The organism is Alteriqipengyuania abyssalis (genome assembly GCF_019857185.1).
Classification (GTDB): Bacteria; Pseudomonadota; Alphaproteobacteria; order Sphingomonadales; family Sphingomonadaceae; genus Alteriqipengyuania; species Alteriqipengyuania abyssalis.
Window position 1 is genome coordinate 551,331 of sequence record NZ_JAHWXP010000003.1, and the last position, 20,969, is coordinate 572,299.

Below are 20,969 nucleotides of genomic sequence, written 5' to 3' on the forward strand. Positions count from 1 at the left end.
CGGCTCAGGCCTGGGTCTTGGCGGCGAAGAGATCGACCAGCGCGCCCAGATCGGGCAGTCCGGTGACCTCCTGCGGGGCGCAGCGCACGCCGCATTCCTGCTCCAGCGCGACGACCAGCTGCACATGGCCGAGGCTGTCCCACTGTTCGACATCATTGGCCGTCAGCTCGTCGGTGATCGGCCCGTCGTACTGATCGAACAGCTCCCGAAAGATCGGTTCGAGCTTTGCGTAAACGTCTTCCCTGGTCATCTGCACCCTTTCTAGATCGCGGTCCCGACGACGATGGTCGAGATCGTCAGCTTCAGCTTGCGCGCCCGCTCGAGCGAGGCGTCCATGCCGGGAAAATTCACCGTCTCGTCGATCGCAAAGCCCGCATCCCGCACCATCTCGACGATCTCCTCCGGCTCACGGAACAGATAGATGTGATCGGGCGCGGGCGAGTTGACCGGCGCGTGGACGAAGATCTTGCCCCCGTCGTTGAGCAGCGAGCGAAGCGTCTTGAGCGCATCGCGCGGCTGTTCCAGATGTTCCAGCACTTCGGAGAAGGTCAGGCTGTCGAACTTGCCCGACGGCGCATCGACGATGTTGTGCGCTTCCAGCGTCACCGGCTTGTGCACACCCATCGCCTCGAGCGCGTGGCGCGTATCGCGCAGGCTGGTCGCGCTGACATCCCAGCCGGTCACCGATCCGGTGCGCGGCGAATTGGCGGCCAGATACAGCAGCAGGCCGTGGCCCGGCCCGACTTCCAGATGATGCGCGCCCTGCTTGATGCGGGACAGGAATTCGCGATGGAAGTGGATGATCACGCGCGAGTGATTGCCCCACCACAGGTGGGAAAACAGCACCCCGTTCATGTATTTCTGCATGAACTCGGCGTTGGCGTAGACCGTGCGCTCCGCCTCCTCGAAGGTGGAGAGGCGATAGGTACCATGGCGCCGGAAGTAGTATTCCTCTTCCAGCATCTCGTTGGTCAGCCACGCATAGTCGCGCGCGATCGTCTCCAGCTTGCCTTCACCGATCCGCGCGATCACCTGTGCCAGATGCTCCAGTTCGACGAGATGCTCGTCGGAACTGTTCGCGATCCGGCGGCTGAGGAAATCCTCATGCTCGGGAAATACCTCCAGCTGCAGCGCGTAAAGCTTTGCCAGGGTAGAATGCTGTTCCAGCCTGCTCATGTCGCCGGCCCCCTCTCGTCCGGTTCTGATAGCGCGTCCCGCTCCACATTGCGGGTCAGGGTCGCGGCGTAGTTCTCGAAATTCCCGGTGGTCAGACGATGGCTCCCCTGCGTCATACTGTTCAGGATGAAGCGGTAGATGGCCGGGTTTTGTACGTGTGCCTCGTCACGGTAATTGGTCAGGTCGCCGGTAATCCAGGTCTCGTTGTCGAAAGCGAACACCCTGACATCGTCACGCCCGGCAAAGGCGCGGACGAGGCAGCGGCGGATCGCGATCTGCTTTGGCAGAAAGGGTTCGGCCATGGCAACCTCCGCCGCGATGCCGTAATCCTGCCAGCTGCGATAAAGCCGCAAGGAATAGGGCGGGATCACGAAATCGACTGTCTTGCCGCGCGCGGTCATCCGGTCGACCAGTTCAGGCAGGATCTGCGAGACCAGCGGGTAGTCCGCGCAGTCCTGCGATGCGCTGTCCATATCTGCGGCGGATGCCCGGTGCCGGTCGTCCTCCCGCTCTTCTGTCAGCTTCTGCTGGAACGCCGCATATTCCTGCCGTTCGGCCGCCAACGCGGTGGAATACTCCCATCCAGGTAGCCCAATCGGCTCTCCCTTCAGCTTCTGTATGGTCAGCCGAAGCACGTTTGGCGATGCGATCCTGAGGTCGTTGAGCGGATTGTCGTCGTACAGATAGGTCGGCAACAGATCCGATGCGTAGTCGGGCGGCAGGACGAAGAGATAGTCGAAGCTCACGATCACCCGCTCGGCGGGCGAATGGGCCGCCACCTGCTCCAGCAGGAAACGGCGGTCTGCCGGGCGCGGGCCGGAGACCGCGAAGTTGAACGCCTTTTCGACGCCGAAGCTCTTTTCCATCTCGTCGCTAGTGATCGCTGCGAGCGTCGAGCTGCTGAGCAGCAGCACGTCCACATCCGTACGCGCCGCGACCATGTACATCTCGCGATTGGTGTGCCGGTTATAGTCCGGCAGCAGACGCGGCGGCTCACCCCAGTCGTAGAGGTCGAGCGGGTCGATCGCGATCACCGCCCCGGTCACCACCCAGAAGAACGCGACCACCGACAGGATCGCGAGGATGAAGGGAGAGCGCAGGATCCGGCCGCCGTGCTGGCGTTCGGCGGGAGAGGTCGTGCTGTCGTCGGGCTTCGTCACGGTCGCTCAGAATCCCAGATAGATGAACGGCGGAAGACGGCTGACGTAATAGAGCGTGGCGAGCAAGGCCCCCGCCATGATCCCGCCCCAGATTATGTTGGGGGCCCACTTGATCCGCGCCAGCAGGTTGCGGTTGGCCGGGTAGGTCCAGGTAAACAGCCCCGGCTTGTGATCGCGCGCCAGTTCGTAGGCATTGGGCAGGAACCAGCAGAAGCCGAGAATGGCGAAGACCAGCGCCAACTCGCCGAAGTCGCGCAGGCCGACCCGATCGAGGGGGAGCGCCTGCTGGCCGAACATGGCGCCCACCAGATGACTCCAAGTGGTGACGCTTTCGGACCGGAACAGCGCGAAACACAGCACCATCGGCACGGTGAAGGCGACCCGGCCGATGATGTTGCGCGCGGTCTCGCTGGAGCGTGATTTCCACGTGCGCCAGGCCGACGTCTTCTTCGCCTCGGTCTCCAGCACGTACCACAGGCCGTGCAGCAGGCCGAACAGCACGAAGGTCATCGTCGCGCCGTGCCACAGCGCGATCACCTCGAAATTGACCAGCAGCGGAAGCCAGATCAGCGGGAACCGGGCGAGCGGCTTCCACTTGATGTGCCGGGCCGCGAACCGCGCGCCGAACAGCGACAGCGGCGTGTACATGAACAGCGCGATCACGCGGGTCAGCGTGATGTGCCAGCGGCGATAGAAGTCGCCGATCGAGTTCGCCTTGAGCGGCGAGGCGAAGTTGATCGGCAGGATGATGCCGAGGATACGCGCCGAGCCGAGCGCCATGTCGCTATAGCCCGAAAAGTCGAAATAGAGCTGCGCGTAGTAGCCGAGCGCAGCGGTCCACGCGTCGATCAGATTGGGTTCGCCGCCCACCGCAACCATGTCGAACACGGGGTCGACATAGCGCGCGATATTGTCCGCGATCAGAACCTTCTTGAACAGACCGACGATGATCAGGAACAGGCCGACTTCGATATTGATGCGCACCAGTCGCCCGAAATCGGCGCTCCGGACCTGCGGCGCGAACTCCTTCAGATAGACGATCGGGCCGATCACCAGCTGGGGAAAGAAGGCGATGAAGGCGGCGTAGCGCACGAAGCCGCGCGCCCGTCCGCGCGCGCCGCGCTCCGTCCCGAGATAGTCCATCACCTCGCGGTCGCGCCGATACGCGTCGAGCAGGAAGACCGCCTGCTGGAAGGTGTAGAAGGAAATGCCAACCGGGATCGCCACCAGCCCGGCGTTGAAAGCGGCCGAGCTTTCCGCGTAATTCAGGAAGAAGAACGAGTATTTGAACCAGATCAGCGCACCGAAATTGAACGCGATGCCAGCCCAGAAGATCGCCCTTCGCATCCGGCTTCTGTCGTCGCCCAGATGGATCAGCGACTGCGACGCGGCCCAGTTCACCAGGATGCTGGCCAGCATCATGATCAGATAGTCGACGCCCCAGCCGACGTAGAATGCGCAGGAGGCGATGAAAAGGAAGGCCAGCGCCCACTCGACCCCGAAGCGCGAGCGCACGCCTGCGCACACGAACGCGACGATCGGCAGGAACAGGAAAAGATAGGCCGGGTCAGTAAACAGCACTGTCAGCAGCCTTTTCGAACCCCGGCGCGCCTCGCCAGCCCGGATGGGCCGGACCGGTGTAGGGAGGATGGGGGATCAACGCAAAGCACTCGCTTCCCCCCTGGCCTGCCCGCTGCGATCACCCAGCTTGCATCAGGCCGTCGGCGAAAAATCCCGCGCGCACCAGTAGATACGGCGGCGGATTCGTCAAGCGGCGCGGTGGCGGCCGCGCCCGATCAAGCGACGCGGGCTTGTTGAAGCGGGACATCGAAACACCGGGGGAACGCTCAAAAATGAAGCGTCCCGGTCCATTATATACCCGGACGAATTCCCTCGCGATATACGCAACGATGCCCCTTACTTCCCCAAAAGGCGCGTCTTATCCATGCCGTCTCTATTTTCTTGTTTATTTATTACCACATGGTACCGTCAGCTGCGCCGGATAATCCTGTCCTCCGCTTTCCGGAGGAAACATGGAAACCCGCCTTGTAATTGCCTATTCGATTATCGCGCTTCTGATTTTATCGGCCGCGCTCGGCATCGTTGCCTACAGGCGAGATCGCAAACGTAAACGCAAGGACCGCTGGCGCTAGAATGCGAGCCAGGATCAAAATCCGCGTCGACGAAAAGGCTCTGCAACGAGACCAGAAAAATATTGCCGACAGCCGCTCAAATGCAAAAGCCGGTCCTGCGCCATTGTAATTTTCTCACATGTCGCTATATTGATCTTGCCTGACGTCGTTTGCGACGGATTGTTACCGCCGAGATATGCGCCTCAGCGCAAGTTCGGCACCAATTCCTTTTCACACACCACGGCTCCGTGACGGAATACGTCCGCACGGATGATTTTACGTACGCTAAGGACTATGGTTTGGCGAAAGAAGAGCTCATCACGATGGAAGGCGCAATCGACGAGATCCTGCCGGACGGACGTTTCGGCGTCACCCTCGATAATGAGCACCGCATCATCTGCTACACTGCTGGCAAGATGCGTCGCTACCGTATCCGATCGGTCGTTGGAGACCGCGTACATGTCGAAATGACGCCCTACGATCTGAGCAAAGGCCGGATCGTCTTCCGCGAGCGCACACCCGGGCAAGGGCCCGCCGGTGCGCGCAGCCGTGGCGGCAGGCGCTGACAATACCAGAAGGCGGCGGGAAAATATCCGCCGGACATACTTACAAATGAATATCTCGAATACGCGCGGCACGCCGCGCACCAAGCTTTCGCTGCGCTATGGCGCAGTCCACGCACGGGCACTCACGAGCAAGGCCCCGACGCCCGCAACCATCCCGACCCCCGAGTTGAAAAAGATCGTCGCGACGATGGTCGATTGAGACCCGTCCGACCGACGCGAGCGCTGCGGGTGCTTGCACCCCGGACATGATGAAAGGCCTCCACCCTGTTCCAAGGGGCGGAGGCCTCTTTTTTTTGGAAAGGTGAGCTTTACGCCATCGCCCGGCGCCCGACGGCGCCATGCTCAGGCAGACAGCCCACCAGACTGGTGCCGTGCCGGAATGACCGGAAGACCGCGGACTGCCACCCGATCGGTCGAGGGTTCGGCCGGAACGGTGACGGTGATCGTCCGGTTGTGCGGCTGGTTCATGGCCGGCAGCATGCCGACAGGGGCCGGCGTCGTTGCAGGACGCTTCGTCGCGGCGGGTTCGACCTGAATCCCGGCCTGCTCGGCAAGCATGGCGAAGCGGGGATCGGTCTGCACCAGCTGCGCCATGTGCTTGCCAGCGCGGCGGACGATCTGGCGGATCCGTTCACGGGTCAGGCTGGTGTCGATGCTGAGCGCCAGCTTGGTGTCACCCGAGAACATGCTGCGCTCGATGATGGCGCGATCGCGCTCCAGCCGTTCGTGCAGCTTTTCCAGTTCCACCGGATCGGGGCCAGCCATGTGAGCACGAAAGCTCGCGGGCAGATCGGGGCGGGAGTCGCGGATATCCTGGGCGGGCCGGCGAGTCCGGGCGCGCTTGCGCAGCTGTTCGACCCCTGCCTTGCGCTCTGCTTCGATATAGGCGTCGACCAGAGCGACACAGGCCTGATTGGCGAGATATTCCGAGGCGGAGCTCTCGGTCCGCTCCAGCGCCGCTTCGTCCTCGATCAGCGCTTCGAGGCTGGTTTCCTCGCCATCGTCGGAGGTCGTGCCGGTGGTCAGGGCGATCGTCACCGCTTCCACCTTGCGGGCGGACGGGCGCTGATCGGTCATCAGGCGGAAGCGCAGGCTCTGCAGCTCGCCACGGATCTACCAGTTGAGGAAGGTGGTGAACTTGGCCTTGGTCGGGTCATAGGCCTCGATCGCGCGGTGGACTGCAATCGCGCAGACCTGCTCGGCGTCTTCGTAATGAGCAGCCAGGCCGTATTGGCGGATGAAGTGCCGAATACGCGGCGCTGCGATCTTGAGAATTCTGACAAAAGCGCGGTCGATATTTGCGCGCTGACGAGCGGACCCACGCGATCCGTCCGAATTCATGTTAGCAATAACTTCCGCTACCGCGACTTCCAGTGCTTCAGTACTTTTCGACATGAGTAAGCTCCCCTTACGTCAAATGCTGTCTTGTGACGATCAAGGGATAGTAGGGAGCCTATAAACGACCTCTTTCTTGGCGGTTCCGGTTTTCTCCTTTAAGGAACCATACCGAACTCGGCTTCAGTACTTTTACGGAAGGCCCGCTATGGGCATGCCCGGAAGACTTCGGGCCCCCTCCCGGGGCGCATCGCAGGCCACCGGGGCGGGCAGGTTTTCCCGGCAAATCAGGCATTCTGCGGATTATCGGCAGTCCGTCTGTCTGTCTGGATCAGCTGCTGGCCGCCTGCGGCAGGGCGGCAAAACGATCGGGCCGGATCTTGCGGGCGATGTAGCTGTTGAGCCAGTCACGATGCGCCGCGGACGCATCTCCGGTACGCGCGATCCGCTCGCGCGCCGATGTCGCACCAATCTGCGCCTTCAGGAGGACGCTCGCACGGCCCTCGCCCAGCCCGCCCTTGAGGTAACGGATCGCATCGCCCGGCCCCAGGTGGTGACCGAGATAGGCAATCCGGGCGAGCGCCTGAGGATCGTCCCCGGTCCTGACGCCCGACCTGCGAATGGTCGCGATATTCGATGTGGCATAGTCGGCGATGCTGTTGATCGACGCGGTGGCGTCGTAACGCAGCGCGAGCAGCGATCCGCGCGCCGCCGGAGCGACCCGGCCGCTCTCGGTCAGCCAGCCCCTCTGCTTCGCCACGTCATGCAGCCAGGTGCCCGGCTTTTGCGCCATGCCGATCCACGTGCCGGAAAGGAACTGGCCCAGCCCCGCCGCACTGGAACGCGGATTGCGCGACAGCAGGTTCCAGCTGCCATCGGGGCGCTTTGCCGCTTCGGCATCGATGATCGCGGCGAGCGTGGTCGCGGGCAGCCCGCTGCGCTCGGCGGCGCTTTGCAGCGTTGCGGCGTAGCCCGAATTGGCCCCCAGGCTGCCAAGCGGGCCAATGCCCGAACCCTCCTTGATGGCGGGGCTCGCGGGTGCCGGCGCATCGAATCCCAGCCCGGGCTTGGTCACCGCCGGGGTGATGGTTTCGACGGCGATCTCGGGCTTTACCTCGGGGCGGCGGATGCCGTCGACTCCGATCCCGGGCCTTGCAGGAGCGCCGGGCATCGCTTCGAGAACGCGCGCGAGCGCGCCTGCATCCTGCCCGTTGCCGAGCAGATCCCACATCCCCCCGGCGGGGAGCATCCCGACGCCGTGCCGACACGGCCCCTGCGCGCCCGACTTATCGTCCTGCGCACCGCCGATGGCCGCCTGCCACAGGCGGTCGGTCATCTCGGAACGGGCCTGCGTATAGATGACGCGTGCCCGGTCCTGCGGGGAAAGCGATTCGAGTCCTACCTGCTGCATCGCGCGTCACCGGGGCGGAAGCTGGAGGACCGTGAGGGCAGCCGTGGCACGCGGTGCTGGGACCGCACGCGCCGCGCACAGGTCGTCCGCCTCGCGCTGTTCCGCGCGCGATTGCTGCCGCCGATGGTCGGTGCGAAACGCCTCTGCGGCATTTTCCAGCACGTGCTGCGAGCCATAGGCGTCGATCGCTTCGCGGCGCAGGCGACCGATCTGTTCCGATACCACGACGCGCTGCGCCACCAGATCCGCCTGCTGCGCCATCCTGCGGCGGACGAAGGCCTCGGCAGACGAGGCCCAGCTCTGCGCGCAAACTTCGTACTCGCGCGCCAGCTCTTCCTCCAGCGCGCGGCTCTGCTGGTCGATCTCCGTGAGCCGGGTCGTTTCCATGTGAATGGCGATGCGGGTGCGGTCGATTTCCCGCCGCCGCATCCGCAGGACGGTGTCGAAGGGCGTCTTCATTGCGAAGTCTCCGTCATCAGTTCGGCGAGCCGGGCGAAGCTGTGGGCCACCGATCCGCGATCGTCCTTGCGCTGCTTCAGCAGATCCTCGATCGCCGGGGCGAGGCGGATTGCTTCGTCCACCTCGGCATCCGAGCCGGTCTTGTAGGCACCCAGCCGGACGAGCTCTTCCATGTCGGCATAGTTGGAAAGGTGCCTCAGCGCCGCGAGGCGCAGCCGGTTCTCCTCCTCCTCGTGGCAGTCGGGCAGCATGCGCGAGACCGATTTGAGGATGTCGATCGCAGGGAAGCGGCCACGCTCGGCAATCTTGCGCGACATGACGATGTGCCCATCCAGAATGCCGCGCACCGCGTCGGCGATCGGCTCGTCGTGATCGTCACCGTCGACCAGCACGCTGAACAGACCCGTGATCGATCCCTGTCCGGGCCCACCCGGCCCCGCCCGTTCGAGCAGGCGCGGCAGTTCGGCAAAGACGGTGGGCGTATATCCCTTGGTCGCAGGGGGCTCGCCATTGGCAAGGCCGATCTCGCGCTGCGCCATCGCAAAGCGGGTGACCGAATCCATCAGGCACATAACGTCGCGCCCGGCGTCGCGGAAATGCTCCGCGATGGCGAGCGTGGTCCACGCCGCCTGTCGGCGCATGAGGGCCGGTGAATCGGAGGTCGCGACGACAACGACGCTGCGCGCCAGCCCTTCCGGCCCCAGATCGTCCTCGATGAATTCCTGAACTTCGCGGCCACGCTCGCCGATCAGGCCGATCACCGCGATATCGGTCTCGACCCAGCGCGCCAGCATCGATAGCAGGGTCGACTTGCCCACGCCCGAGCCTGCGAACAGGCCGAGCCGCTGGCCCCGGCAAAGCGGCGCGAACAGGTCGAGCGAGCGGACCCCCGTTTCCAGCCTGCGCCCCACGCGGGTGCGGTTGGCAGCGGCAGGCGGGTCGGCCTTGAACAGACGCGGTTCCGGGCCGACGGGCAGCGGCCCCTTGTTGTCGATGGGCCGCCCCAGCCCGTCCACCACCCGGCCCAGCCACTGGTCCGTCGGACGCAGCACCGACTGGCCCTGCAACAGGTCCGCGCGGGTTCCGGTGGCGATCCCGTGCGGATCGTTGAACGACAGGCAGTGAGCGGTCTCCCGGTCGAGTCCGGTGACCTCCGCATCCACGGTTCCGCCCTCGCACTCGATCGCGATACGCGACCCGATGCGGGCGGAGCCGAGCAGACCATCGATCTCGATCAGTGCGCCGCGGACTGCGGCGACGGAACCGAAGTGCCGATCGGTCGGAAACGCGCGGATCGCCCGCGCGGCGGAGGCCAGCGTCTGCATGGCGAAGGGATCAGGCCGCGTTGGCCGCTTGCGCGGTTTCGGTCTCTTCGACCGGGGCGAAACGGGCCAGCGCCTGGGCTTCGTAGGCGATCAGCGCGCGGCAATCGTTGAGCGCGCGATAGAAATCGCAATAGGCGACGCTGCGCGCGAACGAGACGCAGTGCGCCTTTGCCTCGGGCGCTTCCACCGCTTCGACGAAATCTTCGAACAGCGACAGGATGCGGCCCTGATACTGGGTCAGGTTGGCCGGATCGAGATAGGCCATCATGCACGCGAAATAGAGCCGCCGGGCCGGCGTGTTCGCTTCTGCGGGCGACATGACGTCGCGCCCGCGCAGGATTGCCGCAGCGTTCTCGACAACGATCTCTGCGCGACCGGTCGAGCGCAGCACCGCACCGTTGATGACGACCTTTTCGCCTTCGCGAAGAGTAATGTGGAGCATCTCATGTCCCTTCTGACTGATGGGACCATTATAGAGGGGTGCGAGTGGTGCCGGTGGCGGGGCGGAAAAAATTGCCTGCTTTTGGGTTTGCCCGTGCCGCTCTCCTACAATGCTCTTGTGACCGGGCGCGCGTGCCCGCCAAGCAGGAGTTGCAATTCAGTGAGCCTATATTCTGCCCTGTACGCCGGTGTGTCCGGCCTCGGTGCCCAATCGAGCGCGATGGCGACGGTTGCCGACAACATCACCAACATCAACACCGTGGGATACAAGGGCGCAGAAGCGGACTTTCGCACGCTCGTCACGGACGGACGCCTGAAGAGCAGCTATTCGGCAGGCGGCGTTGCGGCGGCACCGCGCGCGATGATTTCCAAGCAGGGGCTCCTCCAGGCAGCCTCCAGCCAGACCGATCTGGGCATCGACGGGGGCGGTTTCTTCGTCACCCGCACGGGGAGCGGACCCGATAGTGGCATTGCGTTCACCCGCGCCGGGGCTTTCCGCCCGGACGAGCAGGGCTATCTGCGCAATACCGGCGGCTATTTCCTGCAGGGCTGGCGGCTGGACGCGACCGGCGGCTACACCAGCACCGGTGGCGTGAGCGAGCTGGAACCCGTCCGACTGAGCGGGCTGACCGGCACCGCCACGGCAACCACCCGCCTGACCGCTCGCATGAACCTGCAATCCACGCAGGAGCCGTTCACCGGTGCCTATGCCGCAGGCGATATGGCGACCGGCGCTCTGGAGCCGCATTTCTCGCGCACCTTCGAGGTCTTCGATGCACAGGGTGGCGGCCATCAGGTGACGATGGGTTTCGTCAAAACCGGGCCCAACCAGTGGGTTTCCGAAATCTATGGCGACCCCGCCGATGTGACCGCGGCCAACGGCCTGCTCGCCAGCGGCAACGTCGCCTTCAACCCGGACGGCAGCCTCGATCTGGCCAACTCCTCGCCGGCCCTGTTCGGTACGCTGAACGTCTCGTGGACCAACCAGGCCGGCTCTTCTCCGATAAGCCTGAACCTCGGCAGCCAGGACGGGCTCGACGGGCTGACCCAGTTCGGCAGCGCCTCCGCCCTGATCGCCTCGAGCACCGACGGCGGGATGCTCAACAACCTGGTCTCGGTTGAAGTCAGCAAGGACGGGATCGTCAGCGCCGTCTTCGACGACGGCACGTCGCGCCCGGTCTTCCAGCTGCCGATGGCGACCTTCGCCAATCCGGACGGTCTCTCTCGCCTGCCGGGCAATGCCTACACCGTCTCGCAGCAGTCCGGCAATGTCGCCATCGGCCGCCCGGGCGAGCTTGGCAGCGGCACGATTTCGGCCGGCACGCTGGAAGCCTCCAACGTCGATCTGGCGCAGGAATTCACCAACATGATCCGCTTCCAGCGCGCCTACAGCGCATCGTCCAAGATCATCACCACGGTCGACGACATGCTCCAGGAAGTCAGTGCGCTCAAGCGCTAGAGCTCGGTCGCACGGGGGAGCTGATTAATGTCGCTGAGCAATATCCTGGGATCGGCGGTGTCCGGCCTTGCGGCATCGCAGGCCGGCATCAAATCGGTGTCCAACAACATCGCCAACATCAGTACGCCGGGATACGCGCGCGAGCGCGTATCCCTGAGTACCGGTGTAACCCAGGGCCGTATCAACGGGGTCGTGATCGGCGAGCCTACCCGGATCGCCGACCGGTTTCTGGAACAGACGGTCTATCTTCGCGCGGGCGATATGGGCCGGGCGGAGGTGACCGCGAATTACATGGAACGGCTGCAGTCGTTCCTGGGCGCACCGGGGGCCGAAAGCGGTCTTCCCGCGCGCCTCGATGCGATCAGCGCATCCGCGATCGCGCTGACGAGCGGGCAAAGCTCGCCCCAGAAGGCATCGAATTTCATTGCCGAGATGCAGGACGCGATCGGCTCCATCCGCCAGCTCGACGACGATATTCAGGTGCTGCGCGGCGATGTTGAATCGGAAGTCGGCTATTCGATCGAAGCGGTCAACGTCCTGCTCGAACGCATTCACACGCTGAACGCCACGGTGGCCCAGCTTCGCGGCCTCGGCCGCACCGCCGGCGGGGCCGAGGATCAGCGCATGTCCGCGCTCGAAGAGCTGAGCGGGCTGATGAAAGTCTCGATCCGCGAACAGCCCGATGGCCGGGTCAATATCGACGCGGCCAATGGCGCGGTCCTGCTCGACGGGCGGCTGCGGCAATTGTCATACCCGAGCCCGGGCGACGGGGTCGCGCAGCCCACCTACCCGGTGATCGACATTCGCTTCACCAATGATGCAGGTGAGCCGACCAACGCCACGGGGGAAAAGCTGGAATCCTCCGCCATAGGGGGCAAGCTGGGCGGATTGCTCGATCTGCGCGATCGCGCATTGCCGGAATTCTCCGACCAGCTCGGCTCGCTATTCGGCGGTCTTGCAGAAACCATCAATGCGGTGGCCAACTCGGGCACGTCCTACCCGCCGCCCAACCGGCTCGACGGCAGGCCGACCGGCCTGATCGGCAGCGACCGGCTGGGCTTCACCGGGCAGGCCACCTTCGCGGTTACCGACAAGAGCGGCACGCTGGTCGCCAGCACCATGGTCGATTTCGACGCCCTGGGTCCGCTGGCTACGCTCGACGATGCGGTCGCCGCGATCAATGGCGGCCTCGGCGGCAATGCCACCGTCGCCTTGCAGGACGGGCGTCTCTCCTTTGTCGCGGCAAGCGGCAATAATGGTGTGGCGATAGCGCAGGGCGATCCGCCGAGCGCGCGCGCAGGCAACGGCTTCTCGCATTACTTCGGCCTCAACGACGTCATCCGCAGCGATTCCGCGACGCTCGTCGCGCCCGGTTTCGTCGCCAGCGATCCGCACGGGTTCGCTGCGGGACAATCCACGCAGCTGGTGCTGCGCGATGCGACCGGTCGATCGCTCGCGACGACCACGCTGACGGGCTCGGTCGGTCCCACTTTCGGCGATCTGGTCACCGAACTGGGCCAGAGCCCGCTCGCCGCGTTCGGCACTTTTGCGATGGACGATCGTGGCCGGATGACGTTCACGCCCTCTCCCGGCGCGAGCGGTGCGGTGCTCTCGATCCCCTCGGATTCGACCGACCGCTTCGGCACCGGCGTATCCTTCACCGCCCTTTCCGGCCTGACCGGCAGTGCCAGCGGGCTCGGCGGGGCTGGCGTGCGGGCCGACATTCTGGCCAGTGCAGACAGGCTGCCGCTGTCCCGCCTGCGGACCGACGCTGCGGTTGGCGAGTCTGCGCTGGGCGGTGGCGACACGCGGGTCGCCGGTGCCTTCGTCGAGGCGCTGGGCAAGCCGATGGATTTCGGCAAGGCGGGCTCCGCCACGATCGAGCGTTTCTCCAGCCTGCTGATGGGACGCGCCGGAACCCAGGCTGCGCGGGCCCAGGACGCGCTGGTGGATGCCGCTGCGCGCCGGGACGACGCGATCAACCGCCGCGACAGCTTCTCGGGCGTCAATCTCGATGAGGAACTGTCACAGATGGTGGTCCTCCAGAACAGCTATTCCGCCGCCGCGCGCGTCATGACGACCGCCACGCAGATGTACGACACTCTCCTCGATATGGTCCGCTGAAAGGTCCCACAATGAACCGGGTTGCCACCATTCCCCTGCAGCGCACCATGGCCGATGCCATCCAGCGCGCGCAGCAAAACCTCGCCAAGACGCAGACCGCGCTTTCCACGGGCAAGAAGGCGCAGGATTACGCCAGCCTGGGCACGGAATCCGTACGCACGATGTCGGCGCGCTCGATGCTCGCCAAGCAGGACGCGCAGGCAGTCGTCTCCAAACACGTGACGACCACGCTTGCCATCTACGACGCGCATGTCACCGGTCTCGACAACTCCCTGATCGACCTGCGTACCCGGATGGCGACCGCGATCGGGACCGAAGATTCCGCAGGCCTGCAAGAGACGATCAAGAGCGCGTTCGAACAGTTCCGCAGCAGCCTCAATGCCAAGGAAGGCGGCATCCCGCTGTTCGGCGGGTCGCGCACCGATGTGCTGCCCTTCACCCCGGAAAGTCTGGCCGATGTGGCCGCCACGCCGGCCACCGACGCGTTCCTGAACGATGACGTTCGGGCCGTCGCCCATCTCGCGGAGGGGACTTCGGTGACCTACGGCATCACCGCGAGCGATCTGGGCACCGAGATCTACGAAGCGTTTCGCACGCTGGCTGCCGCCGGTCCGATCGGAGAGCGGCTGACCGATGCGCAGAAAACCGCGTTGCAGGACGCACTCGCGCAGATCGACACGGCTTCTGTGGGATTGCGCGCCGCAAACGCAGAGAATGGCCGCAAGCAGTCGCGCGTGGAAACGCTGGGCGAGCGTGCGGAACAGCGGTCGCTGGTGCTCAACGACATCATCGCCGCCAACGAAGACGCGGATCTGGGTCAGGTGGCGGTGGACCTTGCACAGCAAAAGGCCACGCTGGAGGCGAGCTATTCCGTCTTCGCTCAGCTCACCCAGCTCAATCTCACCAAATACCTCTAGGACGGGAGGTGGGCGCTGGAGGCGGAGGGCGCATGGCATAGCCATGTCGCCCTCTCCTTCGCGTCCTAGGACTTCTGCGCCCTGGCCTTGGACTTGCTCTTGGCCTTGGGCGTCTCGCCGGCCAGCAGATCCGCGAATTCGCCCGCCGGGCTCGCCGTGGGCATCGCCGCCAGTGCCTGGGCGATCGCCGTCGGATCCAGATCTTCGACCGGACCGGTCAACAGATCGAATGCAGCCGCGGTCGGCTGCCCTGCAAACGCGCTGCCATAGCGCGAGCGCAGACCTTCGAGCGACGTCTCGCGGCCGAGCATGGCCAGCGCCACCGCACGCCGCAGGATGACGGTCTGCTCGACCTGAGACAGTCCCCCACTCCCCGCCGCAGGCAGCGCGTCGGAGCCTGACAGGGCCTGCCAGTTCTGGCGGCCCCATTCGATCTCGTCGCGGATGGCATCGCCTTGCGGCACGCCGTCGAGCACCGCCAGCGCCTCGTCCGTCCGCCCGAGCTTGTGCAGCGCAACCGCCTCGATCCGCAGTCGCTCCCACAGCATCGGGTTGGGATAGATATTGTCGTCGGTGGCGCGCAGCGCCCGCACGGCCTCGTTGGGCTTTTCCGCGAGGATGTAGAGCTTCGCCACGCGCACGGAGAGCGGGCCTTGAGTGACGTCCTTCGCGCGGGCCATCAGCTGATAGTCCAGCAGTTCCGCCGCGCGTTCATACAGCCCGGCGTTCTGAAGCCGGTCCGCCAACCGGCTGACCAGCAGATCGCCGCCAGCCCCGCTCGGGCTGAGATCGCGATAATCCCAGAACAACCCTGCCGCCTCGGGCAGCGGCACCTTGCTGTTGGGTTCCAGAACCGCCTGGAGACGACCTTGCAGCATCTCCAGCATCGCTCCGGTATCGGCCGATACGGGGTGGTAACGCAGCAGCGCTGCACCGGCGGCAAGCGCCGCCCGATCATCATACAGTTCTTCGGCCAGAGCGAAGCGGAGCTTGAGCCCTCGCCGTTCGAGCAGCCCGCCACGCCAGACATAGCCGAGCCGTTCGAGCTGGGCGAGCGCCTTGCGCGGCTTGGCGCGGCGTTGTGCCACCAGCCCTTCGAGTAACGAGATGCGTGCATCGACCCGCTGTTCCTGCGTGCCGTTGTCGGCCGCGCGGTCGAACCGGAGCCGCGCCTGCTGATCTCTGCCGAGCTGCAGGAGCGCACGCCCGCGAACCAGATTGGCTGCGGCATCGGCGTCGGAAAGATACTTCAACAGGGAGAGCGTGCTGCGGGGATTTCCCCCGTCGAGCGCGGCCTGCGCCGCGGCGAGCAGGAAGGATGCTCCCTGCCGCTGCGTGCGCGAGGCGATGGCCGTGCGCGCGCAGGTCCATTCGCCGACCGCTTCGGCAGTCATGTCCAACGCGGCCATCGCCCGCAGACGCCAGGCGCACGCTTCCGGATTCTGCGCAAGCTGTTCGGCCGACAACATGTCGAGCGCATCCATCGGCCGGTCGAGTTCTACCAGCGTCGCGCCGAGCGCGAGCCTGTGCGCGGGGACCAACGAGAGATCGGGATCGTCCTTGGCCATCGTGACGAGCACGCCATAGGCCTCCGCCGCGCGCCCCTTGCCGATCAGGCTGCTCGCATAGCGCCACCGCGCCGCCTGGCGCGTCTGCTCGCTGCTGCTGGCGATAGCGTGCCATGCCTCGCGGTCGGAGACGACCTGCCAGCCCTTCACATCCTGCACCAGCGGCTGATTGGCCAGCGCCGCCGCGAAGCCCGGCAGGCGCACCGTCGGCAGCGCGTTTCCTGCCGCAGCATTGGGTTCGCTCTCGCTCTGCCCTTCTTCATGCGTATCGGCACCCGCTTCAGCCTGATCCGGCGCGGGCTTTTCATTGCCGTGGTGAGCTTCTTCGGCGAGCGCCGAAGAAGCCAGAGCCAGAGCCAGCGTCAGGCTGGCGGAAAGGGCGGTGATTCTGCGCATCTTTATCTCATCCGGCCAGATGCGGCCAGGCAGCAAGGCCGGCACCGCCAACGGCGCATCCGGCGAGGAACAGGATCGCGGACAGAATCGAAAAACGCCGCGTGGGTGCAGGTTCGGCGGCGGAAGCCCGCGCGTTTTCGGCAGCCTGTTCGATCGCCTGCTCGATCGGCCGGGTGTCGGTTGGCCCATTCTGAGGCGCGCGCGCGGGCCCGCCAGTGCTGACAAGCTTGATGCGGCTGGGTTTTTGGTCGTAGCTCATGTCCGCTCCGGTCGGGATATCCTCTATTATAGGGTAGAGACCGGCTTGCAGGCCGGCTGCAGCACCCCTTTTTCGAACGGATTGGCAGCGCGACATGAATAGCAAGAAACTCCTGCTGGGTGGCGCACTGCTGGCCGTGGTGCCTGTCAGCAGCGCTTCGGGCGCAGGCGGCGGCGGCAAGGGTGCCGCCGAAGACCTGATCGATATGGAGGCGATCGCAGTGCCGATCGTCGATGGTGCCAAGCTTCAGGGCACTTTACGATTCCGCATCGTTCTGGAAGCGCACGACGCCGAGGCGGCTGCGGAGATTACCGCAGATCTGCCCGACTTGCGTGCCGAAGCCTTGGCCACTGGGGCGGAATTTTCCCGCCTGCGCGCTTCCCCATTCCTGGCGGTGGACGCACAGCGGCTGTCGGACGAACTGACCGAAGCCCTGCACGCGCGCTACGAGGGGATCGACCGGGTGCTGCTGGTAGAAGTGGCCGCCAGATCGTCCTGAACCGGGCCGCCCCGCAGCCTAACGTCCTGCATTCCCTGACATCGACAGTCCTGGTCGCCGGGTGAGCCTGGAGCTCACCCGACCGGGGCCGGTCCGACCCGTTTGGGCGGCGCGGGCCGCTTGCCCGCCAGCGCCATGCTCAGCCGGGCAGCCGCCGCCGGAGTCATCGCGGCAAGGATCTGCGCGGTCGAGCGCTCGCGCATCTTGCGCGCCACGGCGATCTGCACATCGATGTCCAGCTGTTCGAACACGACCGCCGCCTGCTTGGGCTTCATCGACTGATAGATCCGCGCCAGCTGATCGAGCGTCTCCGCTTCCTCAGCCTCCTTAGCGGCTTTTGCGTCAGCCTTGGCCGCGGCCGCGCCATTGGTTTGGGGCCGCGGCTGCTGGTTTTGCAAATTGTCCTTGAGCCGCTTCTCCGACGCTCTGATCGCCTGTTCGCGCAGGTCTAGCGCACGTTCGCGCTCTTTGGCGGTCTGCCTTTTCTCGGCCAGTTCCGACTGGATGGCAGATCCGAGCCGCGACTGCGAGGCCTTGGCCGGTGCCTTCTCCCCGCTCGTGCCCGAGGCGCTGACCCCATGGGCCAGCGTCGATAGCGCGGCGGCACCCGCCATCAGCATCAACAAAGAGGGGCGCTTGATGGTCATGCTGCTTCCTTAGCACCGGCAGTGCGCGTGGAGCCTTTGCGCGACGTACGGGCGGGCGTCTTCTTGGTCGTCACAGCCTTCGCCGCGGGGGCGGTGGCGGCAGCGGCCTGCGCGGTGGTGGACTTTACGGACGGAGTCTTCCCGCTCGGAGCTTTTGCACTCGGAGCCATGGCGCTCGTGCTCGCAGCACTCTTGATCTTCGCAGGCGCGGCCCTGGTTGCCTTGGGCATATCGGCCTTGGGCTGCGTGGGCTTGGCGCTGCGCACACGCGCCGGACGGCTCTCCTTGACCGCCTTGACCACTTTGGTTTCCTGGGCCGAGCCAACCGAGGCGGCCTCCATCAGTCGCTCCGCCATCGCATTGGCGATGCCGATCATGAGATGGAGCTCTTCGCGCACTTCGCGCGCATCGCCCAGCGCGCGCGCATTGGCCGCCCCTTCGACCGACAGAGTCTGCTTCAGCTCGGAAAGCACACCCTGAGCCTTCGCCGTGGCCGTATCGAGCGCGCCGACCGTGCGATCGAGCTGACCCTCGCGAACATCTTTGAGGCTGCGCATCATCCGTACGCTCTGAATGAGCACCGCAATGCAGAAGAGGACCGTGATGACATTGGTGAAGACGGTGAAGCTCATTACGATTGACCCTGTTTGATGGTGTCGACGATGCCGATGGCAACGTGATTGCGTTGGCGACCGATCTGCGCGCGTGCCAGCGGCACGCCCCCACAGCAGACCTCGAAGGGATCGTCGGGAGTAACGTCGAAGGGGATCGTCTGCCCCACTTCCAGCGAGTGAACGTCGGCAAGGCGCATCTCCCGCTCGCCAAGGACGGTGTAGATTTCGACCTCGGTCCGCATGATCTCGTTGCGCATGTGATCGCGCCAGGTGTTATCGCCGCCCAGCTTTTCACCCATGAAGCGCTGCGACAGCTTGCCGCGCACCGGCTCGAGCGTGGCGAAAGGCAGCAGAATGGTGAAATTGCCGCCCCGCCCGTCCATGTCGACCGCGAAGGTCGCGGCAGAGGCAACATTGGTCGGCCCGGCAATGGCGGCAAAGCGCGGGCTGGTCTCGATCCGTTCGAGCTCCATCGTGATCGGCGCGATCGGTTCGAAGGCGGTGCTGAATTCGCGCAGCACCAGTTCGATCATCTTCGATACCAGCGTGGTCTCGATCGTGGTGAAGGCACGCCCTTCGATCTTGCGCGGGGCGGCGCCCTTGCGTCCGCCCAGCAGCGCATCGACCACCGCGTAGATCAGGTTCGCCTCAATCGTGACCAGGCCGTAATCCTGCCACGCGGGCACCTTGAACACCGCCAGCATGCAGGGCAGCGGAACACGGTTCATGAAGTCGCCGAAGCGGACCGAGGCGATATCGTCGAGCGAGACCTCGATCGCGTCCGAGGTGAGGTTGCGCATGCTGGTGGCGAAGGAGCGGACCATGCGTTCGCACACCACCTCCAGCATCGGCAGCCGGGCATGGCTGACGACGCGGGATTCGATGACTGCCCGCAGGCCGCTCTTTTGCGGCAGGTCCGAACTGGAATCGCCGAACAGCGCATCAATGCTGGCCTGATCGAACGTCGCCCCCTCCGGCATGTCCATTGCCGGGGGATCGGGAAGGTCGAACTCTTCGAAATCGTCGTCGGTCATCACTGCTGGACCATGTTCTGAATAAGAACGTCGGCGACCACGCCCTCGCCCACCGTATCCGCTGCGCGCAAAAGCAGCTCCTCCTTCAGCCGGTAGACCGCGGCCGATCCGGCCAGATCTTCCGGGCGCAGTTCGCGCAGGAACGGCTGGTAGCGATCGATGATCATCGGCAGGCTTGCTTCGATCGTGCCTGCATCCTCGGGCGAGCCGGGGACCATGAGAATTCGCAGCTTCAGGAACCGGGCCTGGCCGTCATTGGTGCGCAGGTTGACCATCATCGGATCGACCTCGACCAGCCCGCCCCCGCCTTCCTCGCCGTGACCGCCGCCCGACTTTTCGCCGTGGCCGGCATCCTTCTTGGCGTCCCCGCCCGAATGATCGCCGGACTCCTTGGCCTCGGCATCGCCGCCGCCGCCCATAAGAAAGGCACCAGCACCGCCGCCGACCAGCAACACCGCGCCCGCCGCAGCGATGATCTTTTTCTTCTTGGAAAAGCGCGGCGGCTTGGCGCCGTCTTCGGGCTTGGCCTCGTCCTGCGTCTCGGTGGTCATGGCTCGAATGTCTTTCTTTACCAAAAGCCGGCGGTCGAAACGTCGGCGGTGATTTTCTCCTATTATAGGATCGTCACCCGGCAAGATTTGCCCAGTGGCGATTTTCGAAGCAGTTTTTTCGGAGCGGCAAGCCGATGGATATTTCCTCATACGTTCTGCTCAGCCAGGAACAGGCGCTGAGGCGACGGATGGATATCGTCGCCAATAATCTGGCCAACACCTCGACCGTCGGCTTTCGCCGCGAACAGCCGATGTTCCGCGAATATGTGGAGCGCGCAGACGAGGCGATCATCGACGATGCGAAGCCGACCTCTTTCGTGCTCGACTTTCGCGCGATTCACGACATGACGCCCGGCGCATTCCAGCCGACCGGCAATCCGCTCGACGTGATGATCGAGGGACCGGGCTATCTCGCGGTCGAACTGCCCGATGGCGCAGGCACCGCTTATACGCGGGCGGGCTTCGTCAGCATTCTGGAAACCGGCGAACTCGCCACCGCAGGCGGGCAACGCCTGCTCGACGAGGGCGGGCAGCCGATCATGGTACCCCCCGAAGAGGCCGGCCGCGTCTCAATCGCCGCCGATGGCAGCGTGATGGGCGCCGGTGGGCCGCTCGGCCGACTGGCGGTCACCGTGTTCGACGACGAGAGCGGCCTCGCCCCCACGGGCGACGGACTCTACTCGGGCGCGCAGGGCCGCGTGCTCCCTGCCGAGGAAACCAAGCTGCGTAGCGGCGGCGTCGAGGGATCGAACGTCCAGCCGATCGTGGAAACCACCGCGATGATCGACATCTTGCGCTCCTACCAGAACAGCGTGCGGATGACCGAAAGCCTGAACGACATGCGCAAGCGCGCGCTCGACCGGCTCGGCCGCGTCGGCTGATCGCCCTCACCCAGA

At 65.0% G+C, this 20,969-nt stretch carries 23 protein-coding genes; 7 read left to right on the forward strand and 16 right to left on the reverse strand.

Features of this window, described 5'->3' with window-relative positions:
• Window positions 1-4 precede the first annotated feature (4 nt).
• The 4 genes from KYN89_RS12375 to KYN89_RS12390 are packed head-to-tail and all read right to left on the reverse strand — an operon-like array spanning window position 5 to window position 3,917.
• Entirely contained in the window at window positions 5-250 is a 246-nt protein-coding gene (locus tag KYN89_RS12375) for an acyl carrier protein (protein ID WP_054526907.1), read from the reverse strand.
• Window positions 251-261: 11 nt separating this feature from the next.
• Window positions 262-1,176, reverse strand: coding sequence for a class I SAM-dependent methyltransferase (locus KYN89_RS12380; protein ID WP_222825340.1), 915 nt, complete (start codon window positions 1,174-1,176; stop codon window positions 262-264).
• Window positions 1,173-2,336, reverse strand: a complete 1,164-nt coding sequence (locus KYN89_RS12385) for a hypothetical protein (RefSeq protein ID WP_222825341.1) — start codon at window positions 2,334-2,336, stop codon at window positions 1,173-1,175. Before KYN89_RS12385 ends, KYN89_RS12380 begins: the two co-directional genes overlap by 4 nt.
• Before the next feature lie 6 nt (window positions 2,337-2,342).
• Window positions 2,343-3,917 carry an MBOAT family O-acyltransferase gene (locus KYN89_RS12390; RefSeq protein ID WP_222825342.1) on the reverse strand — a complete coding sequence of 525 codons (1,575 nt, stop codon included), beginning with the start codon at window positions 3,915-3,917 and terminating at the stop codon, window positions 2,343-2,345.
• An 850-nt stretch (window positions 3,918-4,767) separates the two neighbouring features.
• On the opposite strand from KYN89_RS12390, the gene infA reads away from it, so the two are divergent.
• Both infA and KYN89_RS12400 read left to right on the forward strand, forming a co-directional pair.
• Window positions 4,768-5,034, forward strand: coding sequence for a translation initiation factor IF-1 (infA, locus tag KYN89_RS12395; protein ID WP_010236168.1), 267 nt, complete (start codon window positions 4,768-4,770; stop codon window positions 5,032-5,034).
• Between the two features lie 46 nt (window positions 5,035-5,080).
• Window positions 5,081-5,233 (forward strand): hypothetical protein, encoded by a 153-nt coding sequence (locus KYN89_RS12400; protein ID WP_222825343.1) that lies wholly within the window; start codon window positions 5,081-5,083, stop codon window positions 5,231-5,233.
• Between the two features lie 143 nt (window positions 5,234-5,376).
• Here KYN89_RS12400 and KYN89_RS12405 read toward each other — a convergent pair whose 3' ends face one another.
• From KYN89_RS12405 to KYN89_RS12425, 6 genes are all read right to left on the reverse strand, one after another.
• The gene (locus tag KYN89_RS12405; protein ID WP_248285205.1) at window positions 5,377-6,111 is read right to left on the reverse strand and encodes a hypothetical protein; all 735 of its coding nucleotides are present in this window, start codon (window positions 6,109-6,111) and stop codon (window positions 5,377-5,379) included.
• A 36-nt stretch (window positions 6,112-6,147) separates the two neighbouring features.
• Window positions 6,148-6,429 carry a sigma factor gene (locus KYN89_RS15385; protein ID WP_248285206.1) on the reverse strand — a complete coding sequence of 94 codons (282 nt, stop codon included), beginning with the start codon at window positions 6,427-6,429 and terminating at the stop codon, window positions 6,148-6,150.
• 271 nt (window positions 6,430-6,700) lie between these two features.
• A complete protein-coding gene (locus KYN89_RS12410; RefSeq protein ID WP_222825344.1) occupies window positions 6,701-7,780 on the reverse strand; it encodes a peptidoglycan-binding protein in 1,080 nt (359 codons plus the stop codon).
• A gap of 6 nt (window positions 7,781-7,786) precedes the next feature.
• Window positions 7,787-8,239: a hypothetical protein gene (locus tag KYN89_RS12415; protein WP_222825345.1), complete on the reverse strand. Its 453-nt coding sequence runs from the start codon at window positions 8,237-8,239 to the stop codon at window positions 7,787-7,789.
• Entirely contained in the window at window positions 8,236-9,564 is a 1,329-nt protein-coding gene (gene fliI, locus KYN89_RS12420; RefSeq protein WP_222825346.1) for a flagellar protein export ATPase FliI, read from the reverse strand. The genes KYN89_RS12415 and fliI overlap by 4 nt, the downstream gene beginning before the upstream one ends.
• Window positions 9,565-9,574: 10 nt before the next feature.
• The gene (locus KYN89_RS12425) at window positions 9,575-10,006 is read right to left on the reverse strand and encodes a flagellar biosynthesis repressor FlbT (protein WP_222825347.1); all 432 of its coding nucleotides are present in this window, start codon (window positions 10,004-10,006) and stop codon (window positions 9,575-9,577) included.
• A 159-nt stretch (window positions 10,007-10,165) separates the two neighbouring features.
• On the opposite strand from KYN89_RS12425, the gene KYN89_RS12430 reads away from it, so the two are divergent.
• Genes KYN89_RS12430 through KYN89_RS12440 form a run of 3 tightly spaced genes read left to right on the forward strand, consistent with a single transcriptional unit; the run spans window position 10,166 to window position 14,505 of the window.
• Window positions 10,166-11,464: a flagellar hook protein FlgE gene (locus KYN89_RS12430; protein WP_222825348.1), complete on the forward strand. Its 1,299-nt coding sequence runs from the start codon at window positions 10,166-10,168 to the stop codon at window positions 11,462-11,464.
• Window positions 11,465-11,491: 27 nt separating this feature from the next.
• On the forward strand, window positions 11,492-13,588 hold the full coding sequence (locus tag KYN89_RS12435; RefSeq protein WP_222825349.1) for a flagellar hook-associated protein FlgK: 2,097 nt from the start codon (window positions 11,492-11,494) through the stop codon (window positions 13,586-13,588).
• Between the two features lie 11 nt (window positions 13,589-13,599).
• Window positions 13,600-14,505 carry a flagellin family protein gene (locus KYN89_RS12440; protein WP_222825350.1) on the forward strand — a complete coding sequence of 302 codons (906 nt, stop codon included), beginning with the start codon at window positions 13,600-13,602 and terminating at the stop codon, window positions 14,503-14,505.
• Between the two features lie 65 nt (window positions 14,506-14,570).
• On the opposite strand, the gene KYN89_RS12445 is transcribed toward KYN89_RS12440, so the two are convergent.
• A complete protein-coding gene (locus KYN89_RS12445; RefSeq protein ID WP_222825351.1) occupies window positions 14,571-16,469 on the reverse strand; it encodes a hypothetical protein in 1,899 nt (632 codons plus the stop codon).
• A 7-nt stretch (window positions 16,470-16,476) separates the two neighbouring features.
• Window positions 16,477-16,824 (reverse strand): hypothetical protein, encoded by a 348-nt coding sequence (locus KYN89_RS12450; RefSeq protein WP_248285207.1) that lies wholly within the window; start codon window positions 16,822-16,824, stop codon window positions 16,477-16,479.
• Between KYN89_RS12450 and KYN89_RS12455 the strand changes: the two genes are divergently transcribed.
• A complete protein-coding gene (locus tag KYN89_RS12455) occupies window positions 16,823-17,227 on the forward strand; it encodes a hypothetical protein (protein WP_222825352.1) in 405 nt (134 codons plus the stop codon). The genes KYN89_RS12450 and KYN89_RS12455 overlap by 2 nt on opposite strands.
• A 74-nt stretch (window positions 17,228-17,301) precedes the next feature.
• Here KYN89_RS12455 and KYN89_RS12460 read toward each other — a convergent pair whose 3' ends face one another.
• From KYN89_RS12460 to KYN89_RS12475, 4 genes are read right to left on the reverse strand one after another with little or no spacing between them, the layout of a single operon-like run.
• Window positions 17,302-17,874: a MotE family protein gene (locus tag KYN89_RS12460; RefSeq protein ID WP_222825353.1), complete on the reverse strand. Its 573-nt coding sequence runs from the start codon at window positions 17,872-17,874 to the stop codon at window positions 17,302-17,304.
• Window positions 17,871-18,506 (reverse strand): DUF6468 domain-containing protein, encoded by a 636-nt coding sequence (locus KYN89_RS12465; protein ID WP_222825354.1) that lies wholly within the window; start codon window positions 18,504-18,506, stop codon window positions 17,871-17,873. Before KYN89_RS12465 ends, KYN89_RS12460 begins: the two co-directional genes overlap by 4 nt.
• Entirely contained in the window at window positions 18,506-19,522 is a 1,017-nt protein-coding gene (fliM, locus tag KYN89_RS12470) for a flagellar motor switch protein FliM (RefSeq protein WP_222825355.1), read from the reverse strand. The genes KYN89_RS12465 and fliM overlap by 1 nt, the downstream gene beginning before the upstream one ends.
• Window positions 19,522-20,073, reverse strand: coding sequence for a flagellar basal body-associated FliL family protein (locus tag KYN89_RS12475; RefSeq protein WP_222825356.1), 552 nt, complete (start codon window positions 20,071-20,073; stop codon window positions 19,522-19,524). The genes fliM and KYN89_RS12475 overlap by 1 nt, the downstream gene beginning before the upstream one ends.
• A 134-nt stretch (window positions 20,074-20,207) precedes the next feature.
• Between KYN89_RS12475 and KYN89_RS12480 the strand changes: the two genes are divergently transcribed.
• Complete coding sequence (locus tag KYN89_RS12480; RefSeq protein WP_222825357.1) at window positions 20,208-20,954, forward strand: flagellar hook basal-body protein; 747 nt, start codon at window positions 20,208-20,210, stop codon at window positions 20,952-20,954.
• The last annotated feature ends 15 nt before the right edge of the window (window positions 20,955-20,969 follow it).